This is a genomic window from Providencia alcalifaciens, from assembly GCF_020271745.1.
GTDB lineage: Bacteria > Pseudomonadota > Gammaproteobacteria > Enterobacterales > Enterobacteriaceae > Providencia > Providencia alcalifaciens_B.
Genome location: NZ_CP084296.1, coordinates 26,136 through 42,619, shown reverse-complemented (window position 1 = coordinate 42,619; position 16,484 = coordinate 26,136). Strand labels below are relative to the sequence as shown.

Annotated in this window: 13 protein-coding genes and 1 pseudogene; 11 read left to right on the top strand and 3 right to left on the bottom strand. The window is 44.5% G+C overall.

Annotated features, from left to right (window positions below; translation table 11 throughout):
* Positions 1–440 precede the first annotated feature (440 nt).
* The 4 genes from LDO51_RS00200 (at position 441) to LDO51_RS00185 (ending at position 7,261) form a co-directional block, all read left to right on the top strand.
* Positions 441–2,045: a type I restriction-modification system subunit M gene (locus LDO51_RS00200; protein WP_225575904.1), complete on the top strand. Its 1,605-nt coding sequence runs from the start codon at positions 441–443 to the stop codon at positions 2,043–2,045.
* Positions 2,035–3,444 (top strand): restriction endonuclease subunit S, encoded by a 1,410-nt coding sequence (locus LDO51_RS00195; RefSeq protein WP_225575903.1) that lies wholly within the window; start codon positions 2,035–2,037, stop codon positions 3,442–3,444. The genes LDO51_RS00200 and LDO51_RS00195 overlap by 11 nt, the downstream gene beginning before the upstream one ends.
* A gap of 122 nt (positions 3,445–3,566) precedes the next feature.
* Positions 3,567–6,845 (top strand): type I restriction endonuclease subunit R, encoded by a 3,279-nt coding sequence (locus LDO51_RS00190; protein WP_225575902.1) that lies wholly within the window; start codon positions 3,567–3,569, stop codon positions 6,843–6,845.
* 215 nt (positions 6,846–7,060) lie between these two features.
* Entirely contained in the window at positions 7,061–7,261 is a 201-nt protein-coding gene (locus LDO51_RS00185) for a hypothetical protein (protein ID WP_225575901.1), read from the top strand.
* 109 nt (positions 7,262–7,370) lie between these two features.
* Here the strand turns inward: LDO51_RS00185 and LDO51_RS00180 are convergent, their stop codons facing one another.
* Both LDO51_RS00180 and LDO51_RS00175 read right to left on the bottom strand, forming a co-directional pair.
* The gene (locus tag LDO51_RS00180) at positions 7,371–8,159 is read right to left on the bottom strand and encodes a hypothetical protein (protein WP_225575900.1); all 789 of its coding nucleotides are present in this window, start codon (positions 8,157–8,159) and stop codon (positions 7,371–7,373) included.
* A gap of 30 nt (positions 8,160–8,189) precedes the next feature.
* On the bottom strand, positions 8,190–9,035 hold the full coding sequence (locus LDO51_RS00175; protein WP_225575899.1) for an EamA family transporter: 846 nt from the start codon (positions 9,033–9,035) through the stop codon (positions 8,190–8,192).
* Between the two features lie 89 nt (positions 9,036–9,124).
* On the opposite strand from LDO51_RS00175, the gene LDO51_RS00170 reads away from it, so the two are divergent.
* Entirely contained in the window at positions 9,125–9,613 is a 489-nt protein-coding gene (locus LDO51_RS00170; RefSeq protein WP_225575898.1) for a MarR family winged helix-turn-helix transcriptional regulator, read from the top strand.
* A 92-nt stretch (positions 9,614–9,705) separates the two neighbouring features.
* Positions 9,706–10,236 (top strand): GNAT family N-acetyltransferase, encoded by a 531-nt coding sequence (locus LDO51_RS00165; protein WP_225575897.1) that lies wholly within the window; start codon positions 9,706–9,708, stop codon positions 10,234–10,236.
* A 261-nt stretch (positions 10,237–10,497) separates the two neighbouring features.
* On the opposite strand, the gene LDO51_RS00160 is transcribed toward LDO51_RS00165, so the two are convergent.
* Complete coding sequence (locus tag LDO51_RS00160) at positions 10,498–11,403, bottom strand: LysR family transcriptional regulator (RefSeq protein WP_225575896.1); 906 nt, start codon at positions 11,401–11,403, stop codon at positions 10,498–10,500.
* 91 nt (positions 11,404–11,494) lie between these two features.
* On the opposite strand from LDO51_RS00160, the gene LDO51_RS00155 reads away from it, so the two are divergent.
* From LDO51_RS00155 to LDO51_RS00135, 5 genes and pseudogenes are all read left to right on the top strand, one after another.
* Entirely contained in the window at positions 11,495–11,992 is a 498-nt protein-coding gene (locus LDO51_RS00155) for a cyclophilin-like fold protein (RefSeq protein WP_225575895.1), read from the top strand.
* 119 nt (positions 11,993–12,111) lie between these two features.
* The gene (locus LDO51_RS00150) at positions 12,112–13,329 is read left to right on the top strand and encodes an MFS transporter (RefSeq protein WP_225575891.1); all 1,218 of its coding nucleotides are present in this window, start codon (positions 12,112–12,114) and stop codon (positions 13,327–13,329) included.
* A 16-nt stretch (positions 13,330–13,345) separates the two neighbouring features.
* Positions 13,346–14,392 carry an NAD(P)-dependent alcohol dehydrogenase gene (locus tag LDO51_RS00145; protein WP_225575890.1) on the top strand — a complete coding sequence of 349 codons (1,047 nt, stop codon included), beginning with the start codon at positions 13,346–13,348 and terminating at the stop codon, positions 14,390–14,392.
* 264 nt (positions 14,393–14,656) lie between these two features.
* Positions 14,657–15,643, top strand: a complete 987-nt coding sequence (locus tag LDO51_RS00140) for an aldo/keto reductase (RefSeq protein WP_225575889.1) — start codon at positions 14,657–14,659, stop codon at positions 15,641–15,643.
* Positions 15,644–15,811: 168 nt separating this feature from the next.
* Positions 15,812–16,412 (top strand): annotated as a pseudogene (locus LDO51_RS00135) (tyrosine-type recombinase/integrase).
* Positions 16,413–16,484: the final 72 nt, after the last annotated feature.

The following is a 16,484-nucleotide window of genomic DNA, read 5'->3' as shown; positions in this document are numbered from 1 at the left end:
AAATAGTGCCGGTCATTATTATTGCCGCAGCAGGCACGTTTAACTTAATCAATTGTGTCGTATTTTTAGCGGTACACGGATTATATGGAATATCAATTCAAGTCATACAGTAAAGGTAGCAAGAAAAAATCATTACCTACTTAATTTTTGTTATCCTTTACGGCGCCTGTCTAGCTTATCTATTGCTATCGTTTTTTAGGGGATAATGTTGAGTTATTCAAATGGTTTCCTAAATGGACGATCCTTTTAACCCTGAGCAATGAATACTGAGCTAAAAAGGTGGATATAATTTTAGCGTTAGCAGCCCAAACCTACCTGATTTTATGAGATAATCTTAGCCAAACCTATTTTGTATATATTATCGGCAGTTAGCGAAAAAATAACCGACACTAACTCAGCGCTTTCCGATAATAACTGATAAGAAAAGAGAAACTACCGACATGGCTAAATCTCCCGCGAAAAAACCCACCAAAGGCTTTGAAGAAACGCTTTGGGATACTGCTAATCAACTGCGTGGTAGCGTTGAATCCTCTGAATATAAGCATGTAGTACTTAGTTTGGTGTTCCTGAAATTTATCAGTGATAAATTCGAAGCCAAGCGTAACCAATTAATTGCTAATGGTCAGGAAGCCTTTGTTGATATGGATGTTTTCTATCAACAAGATAATGTTTTCTATTTACCGCAAGTATCCCGTTGGTCTTATGTCAAAGATCGTGCAAAACAAGATGATATCGCCGTGATTATTGATACCGCGTTATCTACCATCGAAAAAAGCAACGCATCACTGACGGGCGCATTGCCAGATAACTATTTCTCCCGCCAAGGGTTAGAGCCGAAAAGGCTCGCATCACTTATCGATAGTATTGAAAATATCGATACCCTTGCCACCGAATGTGGCGTAGGGGAAGAAGATCTGGTGGGGCGGGTTTACGAATATTTCTTAGGGCGCTTTGCGGCTAGCGAAGGTAAGGGCGGCGGCGAGTTCTATACCCCGAAATCGGTCGTGACATTGCTGGCTGAAATGCTTGAACCTTATCAAGGCAAAGTGTATGACCCGTGCTGCGGCTCGGGTGGTATGTTTGTGCAATCGTTGAAATTTGTCGAAAGCCACCAAGGGAAAAGTAAAGATATTGCGATTTATGGGCAGGAGCTCACCAGTACCACCTATAAACTGGCAAAAATGAACTTGGCGGTGAGGGGCTTAACGGGCAACTTAGGTGAACGCCCAGCGGATACCTTTTTTGCTGACCAGCACCCTGATCTGAAAGCCGACTTTATTATGGCGAATCCGCCGTTTAACTTAAAAGATTGGCGTAATGAAGCCGAGCTTACCAATGACCCACGTTTTGCCGGTTTCCGCACCCCGCCGACGGGCAACGCCAACTATGCGTGGATCTTGCATATGCTGTCTAAGCTCAGTGAAGACGGTGTGGCGGGGTTTGTATTAGCGAATGGTTCGATGAGCTCGAATACCAGCGGTGAAGGGGAGATTCGCCAAAAGCTGATTGAAGATGACCGTATTGAGTGCATGATTGCTTTGCCCGGTCAGCTCTTTTTTACCACGCCAATCCCAGTTTGCCTGTGGTTTATCAGTAAAAGTAAACAAGCCAGTGCCAAATATGGCTATCGTGATCGCCAAGGGGAAACCTTGTTTATCGATGCCCGCAACCTCGGCACCATGATCAGCCGTACGCAAAAAGAGCTCACAGCGAAAGATATTGCCACTATCGCGGATACCTTCCACGCATGGCGCAGTAGTGAAAGTGAATTAAAACGCCGTGTCACCGCCGAAGAAATCGGAATTAAGCAGTATCAAGATAGGGCGGGCTTTTGCAAGGTTGCCTCTATTGAGGATATTAAGGCCAATGATTTTGTATTAACGCCGGGACGGTATGTGGGCGCTGCGGAGGTTGAAGATGACGGTGTGGCGTTTGAAACGAAAATGCAAGAACTGACCCAAACCCTTTATCGCCAGATGGATGAAGCGGCAGAGCTGGATAAGGCTATCCGTAAAAATATGGAGGCGTTGGGTTATGGGGAATAATAGCTGGCAGGAGGTAAAACTATCTGATTTAGGCGAAGTCGCACGAGGTCGTTCAAGGCATCGGCCTAGATATGCAGAACACTTATATGGAGGAAAATATCCTTTTATCCAAACAGGGGATATAAAAGCCTCTGAAGGACGCATATCATCACATGGGCAAACATATTCTGAGGCTGGTTTGGCTCAAAGTCGTCTTTGGCCTACAGACACTATGTGTATAACAATCGCGGCGAACATAGCGGAGACAGGAATTCTACAGTATCCAGCATGTTTTCCTGACAGTGTTATTGGTTTTATTGCTGATAAAAATAAAGCTGATGTCTACTTTATTGAATATGTCTTTAGAAAATTAAGAAAAGATATTCAGCGGCAAGCAACTGGCTCTGTTCAAGATAATATTAATCTCCAGACTTTTGAACGATTGAAGTTTAAAGTACCACCTGTTGAAGAACAACATAGAATTGCTAACGTTCTTAACCATTTTGATAAAAAAATCACTCTCAATCGTCAAATAAACCAAACCCTAGAAAAAATGGCGCAAACCCTATTTAAATCATGGTTTGTGGATTTTGACCCTATTATCGATAACGCGCTTGATGCTGGCTTTTTTGAGCAGGATTTCGCTTTCTCTGATGAATTACTGCGTCGGGTTGAAGTGCGTAAAGCGGTGCGTGAAAGTGATAATTTTAAACCGTTATCAGAGGATATTCGGCAGTTATTTCCTAATGCTTTTGAAGAATGTACAGAGTCTGCGTTAGGGCTTGGGGGGTGGGTGCCTAAAGGGTGGAGAATATCAAAGCTTTCTGATTTTGGTAATATAATTTGTGGAAAAACACCTTCTAAGAAAGAAAATAGTTTCTATGGTAATGATGTACCATTTATTAAAATTCCTGATATGCATGGTAATGTATTTATTACTAGGACATTTGATAATCTTAGTTTTGAAGGTAGTAAATCTCAGATTAAAAAGCTTATACCTGAAGACAGCATCTGTGTCAGTAGTATAGCAACCGTAGGCCTTGTATCAATAACAACGAAATCTGCACATACCAATCAGCAAATTAATAGCGTAGTTCCTGAATATAAATATTTTAGAGATTATCTTTATTTTTCACTTTTGAATAAAAATAAGCATTTTCATGATCTTGCTAGTGGAGGTAGTACAACCTTGAATATGAATACGACATTATTTTCAAATGTTTTATTTATTCAACCAGATAAATTTATACTTGAGCTCTTTCAACAACAGAGTGGACAGTTATTAGAACGAATAAAATGTTCTCAATATGAAATTGGCGAATTAACCCAACTCCGCGACACGCTCCTCCCAAAACTAATCTCCGGCGAGCTGTCTTTAGACGATATCAAAATAGACATTCCAGAAGAAACACTCATCTAATTTATTCGACCGCTTCACATTTTTCTTATTGTGAGGCGGTTTTTGTTATCTATTCGATTAAACTTACTTAATTAAAAAACTCGATAAAAAACAAATTATAAAACGAAAAAGAAGCCACTGATATGAGCCATATTTTTACTGAAGCCAAACTGGAACAGGCGATAATTGAACTGCTAGGACAACATGCAAACAATGCAGGGAAAACCTGCTACCCGCATTATGTCGGCAACACTATCCCGCGCAAAGACAACAGTGAAGTGCTGATAGTGGATGACTTACGTCAGTACCTTGCAAGGCAATATCAGGCGGATGGCATTACCGATGGTGAAATTAATTCTATCCTCCATCAGCTACAGGCCTTGCCTGCCAGTGATTTGTATCAAAGCAACAAAACTTTCTGCCATTGGCTCAGTAATGGCTTTTTACTCAAGCGCGAAGACCGCAACCAAAAAGACCTGTATATCGAACTGATTGATAGCCAAACTTTGCCTGACCAGTTGGCGAGGTTATTTGCAGGGGAAGACATCGCAGCGGAAGCAGATAATAATCGCTATCGGCTAGTTAACCAGCTAGAAATAGAAGGGCAAGCTCGTGATGGCGGGGTACAACTGCGCATTCCTGATGCCATTTTATACGTCAATGGCTTACCGCTGGTGGTATTCGAATTTAAATCGGCGGTGCGTGGGGAAGAGGCGAGTTTATTTGATGCATGGACACAGCTTTGTGTCCGTTATCGTCGCGATATTCCTAAGCTGTTTGTTTATAACGCCCTGTGTATTCTTAGTGATGGCGTGAATAACAAAATGGGCAACCTATTTGCCCCTTATGAATTCTATTATGCATGGCGCAAGGTCAACGGTAACGAATCAACAGAAAAACAAGGTATCAATGGCCTTTATACCTTGATTGGCGGGTTATTCCATCCAGTGCGTTTATTGGACGTGCTGAAAAACTTTATTTTCTTTCCTGATACCAGCAAGTATGAAGTGAAAGTGTGCTGCCGTTACCCACAGTATTATGCGGCGCGTAAGCTGTATTACAACATCGAAAAACAGCGTAAACAGATTAACGCAGAGGGTGAAAATATCGGCGGCAGTGGTAAAGGGGGCACTTACTTTGGCGCGACAGGCTGCGGTAAAAGCTACACCATGCAGTTTTTAGCACGCTTATTAATGAAAAGCGTCGATTTTGCCAGCCCGACCATTATTTTAATTACCGACCGTACCGACCTTGATGAACAACTGGCAAAACAGTTTTGCAATGCAAAAGCCTTTATTGGCGATGAAATTATTGTGCCAGTTACCAGCCGCCAAGATTTACGTGATAAGCTTGCAGGGCGTGCCAGTGGCGGGGTGTTCCTCACCACCATTCATAAATTTACTGAAGATATTCAACTACTTTCTGAGCGCAGTAATATTATCTGTATTTCTGATGAAGCTCACCGTAGCCAAATCAACCTCGACCAAAAAATCACTATCAACCAAGAAGACGGCACGGTTAAAAAGACCTACGGTTTTGCCAAATATCTGCATGATTCACTGCCGAATGCCACTTACGTCGGCTTTACGGGTACGCCTATCGACGCCACCTTAGATGTCTTCGGTGAAACCATCGATAGCTACACCATGACCGAATCGGTGAATGATGAAATCACCGTACGCATTGTATACGAAGGGCGTGCGGCTAAAATCGCCCTTGATAACAGCAAGTTAGAAGAGATTGAACGCTATTATCAAGAGTGTGAAGCCCAAGGCACCAGCGAATATCAGATAGAAGAAAGCAAAAAAGCGACGGCGAACATGAACTCCATCTTGGGAGATCCTGACCGTATTGATGCGCTAGCGAAGGATTTTGCGCAGCATTATGAAAAGCGCGTGGAAGAAGGCTCGACGATTAAAGGCAAAGCGATGGTGGTTTGCGCCAGCCGTGAAATTGCCTATGCGTTTTATCAGAGCCTGAAATTACAACAGCCTGATTGGTTTGATGCGAAACAGGCAATCGACGGCGCGGAACTGACTGAGCAAGAGAAAAGTGAATTGATGCGTTTGCCGATGGTCAACATGGTGATGACCCGTGGGAAAGATGACCATGAGGCGATGTACAACTTACTGGGAACGAAAGATTACCGCAGAGAGTTAGATAAGCAATTTAAGAACCCGAAATCCAACTTCAAAATCGCCATTGTGGTGGATATGTGGCTGACGGGCTTTGACGTACCAGAGTTGGATACTATTTACATTGATAAGCCGTTGCAAAAACATAACCTTATTCAAACCATATCCCGCGTGAATCGCCGTTTCGAAGGGAAAGAAAAAGGATTAGTTGTTGACTATATCGGCATAAAAAGCCGCATGAATATGGCGCTAGCAATGTACTCAAAAGCCGATAAGTCTAACTTTGAAGATGTTCAGCAATCCATCATTGAGGTGCGTAATCACCTCAATCTGCTTTCACAGGTATTCCATAAATTTGATAGCCGCGATTACTTTTCAGGTTCGCCAACACGGCAATTAGACTGCCTCAATAGAGCCGCTGAGTTTATCTTGCAAACTAAGAAAGTTGAACTGCGCTTTATGGGCTTAGTGAAGCGGTTGAAAGCCGCTTATGATGTGTGTGTAGGCAGTGAAGATATCACCCAAGATGAACGTGAACATATCCATTTTTATTTGGCGGTACGTTCCATTGTCTACAAGTTAACAAAAGGCGATGCACCCGATACGGCGCAGATGAACCAAAAAGTGCGCGAAATGATAGCCGAAGCCCTCAAAGCCGAAGGGGTCGAAGAGATCTTCACCTTAGGGGATGATAAAGCGGAGACTATCGATATTTTTGACGATGAATACATGGCGCGTATCAATAAAATCAAATTGCCGAACACTAAAATGCAACTGCTGCAAAAGATGCTACAAAAAGCGATTAGTGATTTTCAAAAGGTCAATCAGCTGCAAGGGATTAATTTCTCCAAGCGCTTTCAAGCCTTAGTCGAGCAATATAACCAACGCAAAGAAAATGATGTTCTCAATGGTGAAGAGTTCGACGATTTCACTGCACAAATGGCGGATATGATTTACAACATCAAAACTGAAATGATGTCGTTTAAAGATATTGGTATCGATATGGAAGAGAAAGCCTTCCTCGATATTTTGCAGCATATGTGCCAGAAATACGATTTCACTTATGATGATGACAAAATGCTGGCACTGGCTAAGGACATGAAGCTAATTGTCGATGACAGCACACAATACCCTGATTGGAGCAACCGGGACGATATTAAAGCGAAGCTGAAAGTCGACCTGATTTTATTGTTACACCGTTATGGTTTCCCGCCAGTGGCCAATGATGAAGTGTATAAAAGTGTGCTGGAACAAGCCGAGAACTTTAAGAAATATCAGTTGGGATGATTGGTAATAACTTAACTATCGTAGATTACTCTAATTTAGTGAACTAACACGCATTAATGAGGGGATGTGATAGCACAACTATTTATTAATACCTCTAAGCTTTGTTGGTCCCCCCAAGAACAGGACTCAATGGCCCAAGCGATTGAGTCCTGCTTTTGTAATACCAAGTAAAAGGAACGGTTGTCGGTTATGGCGAAGGTGCAAGATTTACACTCTTGAGAATCGAACAGGGCAGGGAAATAAAAGCATCGCAAGTGCCAGCGCGAGTGCGAGATCTGTGTCGCTTCTTGAGTATTGTTGACATAAACATGATTGATTTTATTGCGGGTACACCTTACATCGGATTACGAGTCACTAACACATCTCGTCGAGTAGTGCCTTTTGTTGGACCGGTAAATTTGGATGTGTATCCCTGAACACAAGTGCAAATTAAGGCTTCATGAGATCTTGATAGCGAGTAAACACTGAGCATCTCAAAAAAGGGAAGTCGTTCCATAAGGGGCAACCTCCCGCTTGACTCAGCTGTTATTGTTTAACGCTGTCGAGCACTTTTGGCATCGTGCCGGTGTAATCGATCCACGGGTTAGTTCCCAGCAGATTGGCATATGGAACATCTCCTTTGTAACGCATGACAAACTCTTTAGGGCCATGTGCGTAAGCGAGCATCAGACCATTACTGGCGTCTATGATCCCCGCGTGCATGCCCATTCCTGAGTAGCTGACTCGCACAGCTTTATCATGAATATTGATTGTATTTACCTGGAAGCGAATCACCGTGCCGTCTTTAAGCGTGAAGCCCCAGCGGAAAGGGCCACCCGATAACACTGTCATAACTTCATCAATTGCAACGCCATCTTCAGACGAATTAACGTGCAGCCTGCCGTATTTATCAAGAATAAATTTACGAGCCTCAGCATCGGCTGATTTCATGTCATTAATATTGGGATAGATTTCTCCATCCACATCACGGGACATGACACCGCCGTCTGGTACAGATGGCTCGCGCCCAGCCAGTTTAATCTGATCGAGTAACTGTTCACGCGTCATGCTGAACTGACTGATCAACGTTTTTTTGTCGGCATCATTCAGGGGTTCAGTTTCGGATTTTTTTAACAGAGGTATGGCTGCTACAGGGATATCCACTGTAGAAATATGAACGCCGATGGTATGCAGAATTTCATTGGTTTTATCAATTCCGACAACGTCTGGCCGTCCGTCAGGATAACGGATAGAAACATATTCCTGTGCAGAAGCCGCACCGGAAGTAACTGTCACTACAGAAGCTAGCAGCGAACTGGTGATTAGCTTTTTCATTGATTTCTCCTTAATAGAAATGATGATGAATTACTTTTTTGCAACGGATGCCACCCACACACTGGCTATCACCAGTGCAATTCCAGCCATCTGCGGGAGGGTCAACGTTTCACCGGCAAAGAACACGCCGATAATGAGGGCAGTTAGAGTGCTCACCAGACCGATTGATGAAGCGATGAATGGTCCCAGTTGGGCAATCCCCCTGAACCATAAAAAATAAGAGACGGCACCGCCGATCAGGCCCAGATATAAAAAGCCAGTAATGTTTTTCAGGTTCAGTGCTGGAAGGGCGGGCTCGTACCACAGTGCCACAGGAAGCAGGAGTATCCCGCCAGCAGTCATCTGCCAGCCAGTAAAGGCAAGTGCGGAAACAGGAGGATGCCATTTTTTTGTCAATACCAAGCCAAATGAAAGGGAAACGGCGCTGGCAACTGCAGTAGTAACACCCACCGGATCGAGCGCACCGGTATTGTTGAGAGCCATCAGGGCCACGCCGGTCAGGCCGGCGATCCCCGACAGAATATTCCGAAGGGATAAGCGTTGCCCCAGCATAAGCCATGCCAGAACAACGGTTACCAGCGGATATATTGCTCCGATAGTGGAAGCTATGCCTCCTGGCAGTCTGTAGGCTGTGTTGAAAAGCAATACCAAAAATATGGCAAAGTTGAAGGCACCCAGAACGAAAGAACGCCATAGCCAGATTCCGTAAGGAATACTGCGGGTTAGCGCAATCAGCAGTAGGCCTGCTGGCAAAGCTCGCAACACCGATGTGGTGACCGGGTAGCCATGAGGCAGTAGTTTTTCGGTGACAATAAACGTAGTCCCCCAGATAATAGGAGCCAGCGTAGTTAAGATGATATCTTTGGCTTTAGACATAATGATTGAACAATACCGATTTATTTTGATGTCGAAATAATGTAGTATTTTTATTTCGACGTCAAACAATCTTAGCGATAGGCATTTTTATGGATCAGGTTGACAGAATTATTAAACAGTGGAATGACGCCCGCCCGGAACTGGACACCCTCACCACAGGACCACTGGCGAGACTAACGCGAATTAGCAAAGCCATTTTGACCAGAGAGGAGCGTAATTCCATGAAATATGGAATTAATATTGCAGGCTTCGACGTTCTTTCTGCTTTGCGTCGCTCAGGAAAGCCCTATGCTCTTTCAGCAGGTGACCTCCTTAATTCAATGATGATTACGGCAGGAACAATGACAAATCGCATTGATCAGCTTGTTAAGGCTGGCCTAGTTGAACGGGTAGCGGCTCCGGAAGATGCAAGAAAAACCATAGTGCAGCTCACCGATAACGGTTTTGATGTTATTGAGACACTTATAGTCGATCATCTCGATACACAAAGAACACTGATGGCAGGTTTAACGTCGGCTGAAATCGAACAGTTGGATAATCTTTTACGCAAGCTGGCTGTATCTGTTGAATCAGCGTGAAATGCTGAAGGTTGAAGCTGTCTTGACCGCACATGTCTCATCCGTAGCTGCATGAGTTGTAAGTTTGATACAGATTTAAGGAATGGAATAAAATGGTTCAGATACGAAAAGGTTGTGACGGAGACATTGATGCGATTGTAAACCTGCACTTAGCTGGATGGCGGGATACGTATAGCAGGATCATGTCTTCAGATTTTCTCCACAACCACGCCTATGAAGAACTTCATTCTCAGTGGCGTTCCTTTTTCAAAAGTAAAACGGATAACTATGCCGTATTCGTAGCAGAAAAAGAGGATGTGGTTTCAGGATTTATATGCGTAAAGCTGCATCATGACCCCGACTGGGGAACATACATTGACAGCCTGCATGTTGGTTCAGCACTGCGTGGGAAAGGTGCTGGAAAAAAACTACTCCGACATGCAGCTGCATGGATAGCAGCCAGAGATGATAAATCACCGGTTTATTTGTGGGTATTTGAGGATAATCAGAGAGCAGCATCCTTTTATATCAATTTAGGTGGGCTCATTGTTGAGCGAACTGAATCTGCAATCCCTTCATCTTATAATGCTCCGGTACTTCGGGTTGGCTGGAAAGCCGCAAGCGAGCTTTTAGACCCATTCTGATCCGTGTTATGGCTATCAGAACGGCTCCCATTTGATGATGTCCCAGTGCAGCAGCAAGCCCTGTCCATGATGTTTCTTGAAAGCTTTTTTTAATTCTTTAATCATGAAGTTTTATCAGGGCATCCTTCTGTACGTTGATATGCGTCATGTTGTGAATGGAATGTCCGCTGTTCGCTCAAAACAGCCCTTTGAATTTTACATGTGGGCTGTTTAGTGCCAAGAGCGGACATTTATATCTATTCAGAAATATTTATCTAATAATTAATCGCTAATTTTCTGGTTAAAGCGCAATGCATCAACAACAAGCGAAAAGGCCGGAGAAGGTTGCTTACGACTGGGATAATAAAGATAGTAACCAGGGAATGGCAGGCACCATTCCTCCAGTACGCGAATCAGCTTGCCTTCTTGCATATGTGTGCCAAATTCTTCTTCAGGCAAAAAAGCAATCCCGAGCCCAGAGAGTGCCGCATCAACAACATGCTCGGATGTATTAAACGTTAATTGACCTTGAACTCGGACCCTGAATTTACCGCTAGCCTGTTCAAATTCCCAAGCATATATTTTTCCAGAACGTACCATTCGCTCATTGATACAGATATGTTGAGTAAGATCACGTGGTGTTTGAGGGGCTGGATGATGCGCGAAATATTCAGGAGAAGCCATTGCAGCCATACGCATTTTAGGGCCGATAGGCACCGCTATCATATCCTTATCGATAGTATCTCCGAGCCGCACACCAGCATCAAAGCGGTCCGCCACGATGTCACGAAACCCATGATTGGCGTCGAACTCAATATGGATATCCGGATATTCTCGCAATAACGGCGTCAATTTAGGCAGAAGTGTTGTTTTTAGAACATTGGGGCTGCACGTGATCCTGACTACCCCAGCTGGTTTATCCCTTAGCGCAGTTAGCATGTCCAGTTCAAACTCTATTTCATCAATAAGATGCCCTACAGTATGCAAAAGTCGTTCACCTGCCACAGTGGGTGAAACACTGCGAGTCGTCCGCGTTAGCAAACGAATTTTCATACGCTCTTCGAGCCCAGAAATCGTTTGGCTCAGTGCTGGCTGAGTTACGCCAAGCTGAGCTGCTGCGCGAGTAAAGCTCCCCTCTCGTGCCACTATGACAAAAGAAAGTAAATCACTGAGGTTGCGTTTGATCATCTGTGTACCTGCCTATTTATAAGTCAGGCTTATAAGGCCATTAAGTATTCATTAGCTAGTTAAGCTACCGCACATTTGTAACAATAATGACATGAAAAAGACAACATTAAATTTAACTTTTATGTCAAGCCCGCACTGTAAAACATCACTAATGATGATCTTATTTATCAGTCTGCAATTTTTTACACAGCTTGTTATCGCGGATGAAAATGATAAAGGGGGGAAACAAGTATCATTTATGAAAATTCAGATCATTATAGACGGGGAAATTACCAATGCTACCCTTTTTGATACGCCTACAGGACGAGATTTTGCGTCAATGCTCCCCCTTAATCTGACACTCGAAGAATATGCCGAAATTGAACGCATTAGCGAACTTCCACGGATGCTTTCTATGGAACACGCTCCAGACGGCATGATCCCGAAATCAGGGGACATTACCTTCTATGCCCCTTGGGGTAATTTAGCTATTTTTATCCAGGGCAGACCTTACTCCAATTCACTGATCCCAGTAGGTAAAATTGATTCTGGACTCACATTCCTCGAACGTCACGGACCACTCACAGTACATATTAGGGCTGTAGATTAGCTGTAGCTTTTGAACTGCATTTACATCTTTATCAACCTCTCTTTCTCATGCCGCTTCAGCGCATATTTAATGCTAAAGACACTGAGAAAGAGCTCTGGTTAACCACGGAAAATTCATCAATGAATAATCAAAAAGGTGAGTATAAAAACAATGTCACCGAAAGTAATACCCCACCTGCATACTGGAGTGGAGTCTTTGCCATGACGTTGTGCGTCTTCGTGTTGATCGCCTCCGAATTTATGCCAGTTAGCCTCCTGACGCCGATGGCGCAGTCACTGGATGTTACCGAAGGCATGGCGGGTCAGGGGATTGCCATTTCTGGTGCATTTGCGGTGGTAACCAGTTTGTTTATTTCCGTACTGGCTGGCTCGCTTAACCGAAAAATCCTGCTGCTCGGCCTGACCTGCATTATGGCGGTTTCCGGTGCAATCATTGCAATGGCTCCCAATTATTTCATCTATATGGTAGGACGCGCACTGATAGGTATTGTGGTTGGCGGTTTTTGGTCAATGTCAGCGGCAACGGCAATGCGTTTAGTGCCAGTACACCGGATCCCGTTGGCACTTACCATTTTTAACAGTGGCAACGCATTGGCGACAGTCATTGCCGCCCCTTTAGGTAGTTGGCTCGGTTCGGTGATCGGTTGGAGAGGTGCCTTTTTTTGTCTCATACCTGTCGCTATTGTCGCATTTGGTTGGCAACTGTTCAGTCTACCCTCCATGCCAGTTATTCGGCAGCGTCGCGAGGTTGGTAATGTCTTCACACTATTTCGCCGCCGAGTGGTAACACTGGGCATGCTGGGTGTCGGCATCTTTTTTATGGGGCAATTTACCTTATTTACTTATATCCGACCGTTTCTCGAAATGGTGACAAAGGTGGATTCATCAACGGTAACTCTCACGCTGTTGGTTATCGGTATTACGGGATTTATTGGTACCACACTTATTAATAAGGTGCTGAAACGTAGATTCTACCTGACCTTAATGGCTATTCCTGTAGCTATGGCTATCACTGCACTAGCATTGATTATCTTTGGTAGCCAAGTCGCTATTGTGATTGCGTTGCTTGGTTTATGGGGACTGATTTCTACTGGTGCGCCAGTAGGATGGTGGGCTTGGGTTCCTCGCACCTTTCCTCAAAATGCCGAAGCAGGTGGTGGCTTAATGGTAGCGATGATCCAGTTGTCCATTGCATTTGGCTCAACAGTTGGTGGCCTACTTTTCGATCATCATGGTTACCAGAGCACTTTTCTGGCCAGCGCTGGAATGCTGATTATTGCGGCTGTTTTTATTTTTTTAACCTCACGTGCAGATACGTTTACCAAAACCTATTCATAAAAACAGGAGTTATGCTATGGCAGTTAAAGCTTATGGCGCTCATTCAAGCACATTACCGCTGGAATCGATGGAGATTGTCCGTCGCACTCTAGGTACTCATGACGTTCAGATTGAGATCGCATTTTGTGGCGTCTGTCACTCGGATATTCATCAGGTACGTGCTGAATGGGAAGGAACACTTTACCCCTGTGTACCAGGACATGAAATTGTCGGCCGCGTAGTGGCGGTTGGCGATCACGTTTCCCGCTTTCGTACAGGGGAGCTTGTCGGGGTCGGCTGTATTGTCGACAGCTGTCGACAATGTGGTGATTGTGATGACGGACTGGAGAACTACTGTGACCATATGACGGGAACATACAACTTTCCAACGTCTGATTCACCAGGTCATACGTTGGGGGGATATTCACAACAAATAGTGGTGCACGAGCGCTATGTTCTGCGAGTCACTCATCCAGAATCACAACTAGCTGCCGTTGCACCGCTACTGTGCGCTGGAATTACGACTTACTCACCTCTGCGTCACTGGCAGGCGGGGCCTGGTAAAAAGATTGGCGTTGTGGGTATTGGAGGGCTGGGACATATGGGGATCAAACTGGCACACGCAATGGGCGCACATGTAGTGGCTTTCACCACGTCCGAGTCCAAACGTGATGCAGCTAAAGCGCTCGGTGCAGATGAGGTGGTTGTCTCCCGCCAAGCAGAAGAAATGGAAGCCCATACAAAGAGCTTTGATTTTATCCTGAATACTGTCGCTGCTCCGCATAACCTGAACATATTTACTGCGCTACTGAAACGCGACGGAACGATGACTTTAGTGGGTGCACCAGCAACACCGCATGACTCACCGGAAGTATTTAATCTCATCATGAAGCGTCGTTCTATTGCAGGGTCGATGATTGGTGGCATTCCTGAAACTCAGGAGATGCTCGATTTCTGTGCTAAACACGGCATTGTTGCCGATATTGAGCTTATTCGCGCCGATCAAATTAATGATGCCTATGAACGCATGCTCAGAGGGGATGTTCATTACCGATTTGTCATTGATAATGCCACCTTGGCTTAATGATAAGGAAAGCATCATAAATCAATGACGTTTGCTTTGGGGCTATTGCTCGGTGCATTTTCGGCCTCTACGGCAGGTCTGGCTTGTGGAGCCGATAATGTTTATAAAAGCCATAAGGTGACGCAGGAAATTAAAAGGTAGTTTCAAATGCACGTGGCCGTCAATTCGATTTGTATGATCGTACTGACGCGATCCCTTTTGGCAAACTGACCAATTTGCTTCATAAAAAAATGCAATAACATACTCAATTAAAGAGGATCTGCCATGAACTATAAGCATCTAGGTCGTACTGGCCTGCGAGTGAGCCGCATCGGCCTTGGTACTATGAATTTCGGTGAGTTGACGGATGAGTCGACTAGCTTCAGGATCATGGATGAAGCCGTGGATGCAGGCATCAACTTTTTCGATACCGCTGACGTCTATGGTGGCCCTCAGTCACCTGATATGGCAAAGGGTTATGGGGTATCTGAAGAAATCATCGGTAACTGGCTCGCGCGCAGTGGCCAGCGAGATCGAATCGTGTTAGCCACCAAGGTTTACCAACCTATGGATACGGGGCCAAACGACAAATATCTGTCCGCTTACCATATCCGCCGGGCCTGTGAGGCTAGTTTGAAGAGGCTGAAAACCGATCATATCGATCTCTATCAAATGCACCATATTGACCGGAACACTCCTTGGGAAGAAATCTGGCAGGCCATGGAACAGTTGATCCGAGAGGGTAAAATTAGCTATGTCGGCAGCAGCAACTTTGCTGGGTGGGATATTGCTACTGCACAATGTAAGGCTGACGCACGCAACTTGTTGGGACTGGCATCTGAACAGAGTCTCTACAACCTGACCCAGCGTACTGTTGAGCTTGAAGTCATTCCAGCGCTGCGTCATTACGACATTGGGTTGATCCCTTGGAGCCCGATAGGGATGGGAATTCTGGGCGGTGTGCTAAAGAAAATAGCCAGCGGCCGCCGAGCAACACCGCAGCTGCAAGCACAAATCAATCGCTTACGGCCACAACTGGAAGCGTGGGAAACACTGTGTGATGAGCTAGGAGAAGCACCGTCAAACATCGCGCTAGCTTGGCTATTACAAAATCCAGTGGTAACAAGCGTCCTCAGCGGACCACGCACCGTTGAACAGCTTCGTCAGAATCTCTCAGCATTATCTATAACGTTATCGCCTGAAACACTCAAGGCTCTCGATACCATCTGGCCCGGTCTCGGTGGGGAAGCACCTGAAGCTTACGCATGGTAAAAATTTATCAATGTTAACAATTACCGACTTTCGGGTCGGTAATCACGTTATATCAGTTAAATTAATATTCTCAAGATGTTGTACTTTGACTTAATACTTAGATAACTGCTTCTCGCTCTTTCGGGATAACATCCATAATTAAATCTCTACATCATAGGAGATTTAATTATGTCTAAGTCACCGTGGAATAAAGATCGTATCATTGGGCAAAACGACCGCTTAAAATATCTCACATCTGGGGATCCGTATTAGACTCGAGTTGGAAGGGAAAATTCGCGACTTAGTTTTGTTCAATTTAGCCTTGGATAGTAAGCTTCGGGGCTGTGATCTTGTTAAGTTGAAGGTATCAGATGTTGCATATGGTAGTTTAGTCTCCAGCAGAGCAACAGCCTTGCAACAAAAGACTGGTATTCCTGTCCAATTTGAGCTGACTAAAGAAACTAGAGATGCAATAGCTGCATGGATAAAAATGGCTCACTTGCGTAGTACTGATTATATTTTCCAATCCCGAGTCGGAGCTGCTCAACATATCTCTACCAGACAATACAACCGTATTTTTCATGGTTGGATTGAAAAGCTAGGCCTTGATAATTCGTTATACAGCACGCATTCAATGCACAGAACCAAGCCGTATCTGAGCTACCAGAAAACAAAGAACCTTCGTGTAATTCAGCTATTACTTGGACATAAAAAACTGGAAAGCATGGTTCGTTACCTTGGCATTGAAGTCGATGATGCATTGGAGATATCTGAGTCAATTGAAGTATAAATCTATCAGGGCTGATTATCAGCCCTGTGTCAAAAGCGGAAGTAACGGGTAAGAATAAACTCAAAAATAATT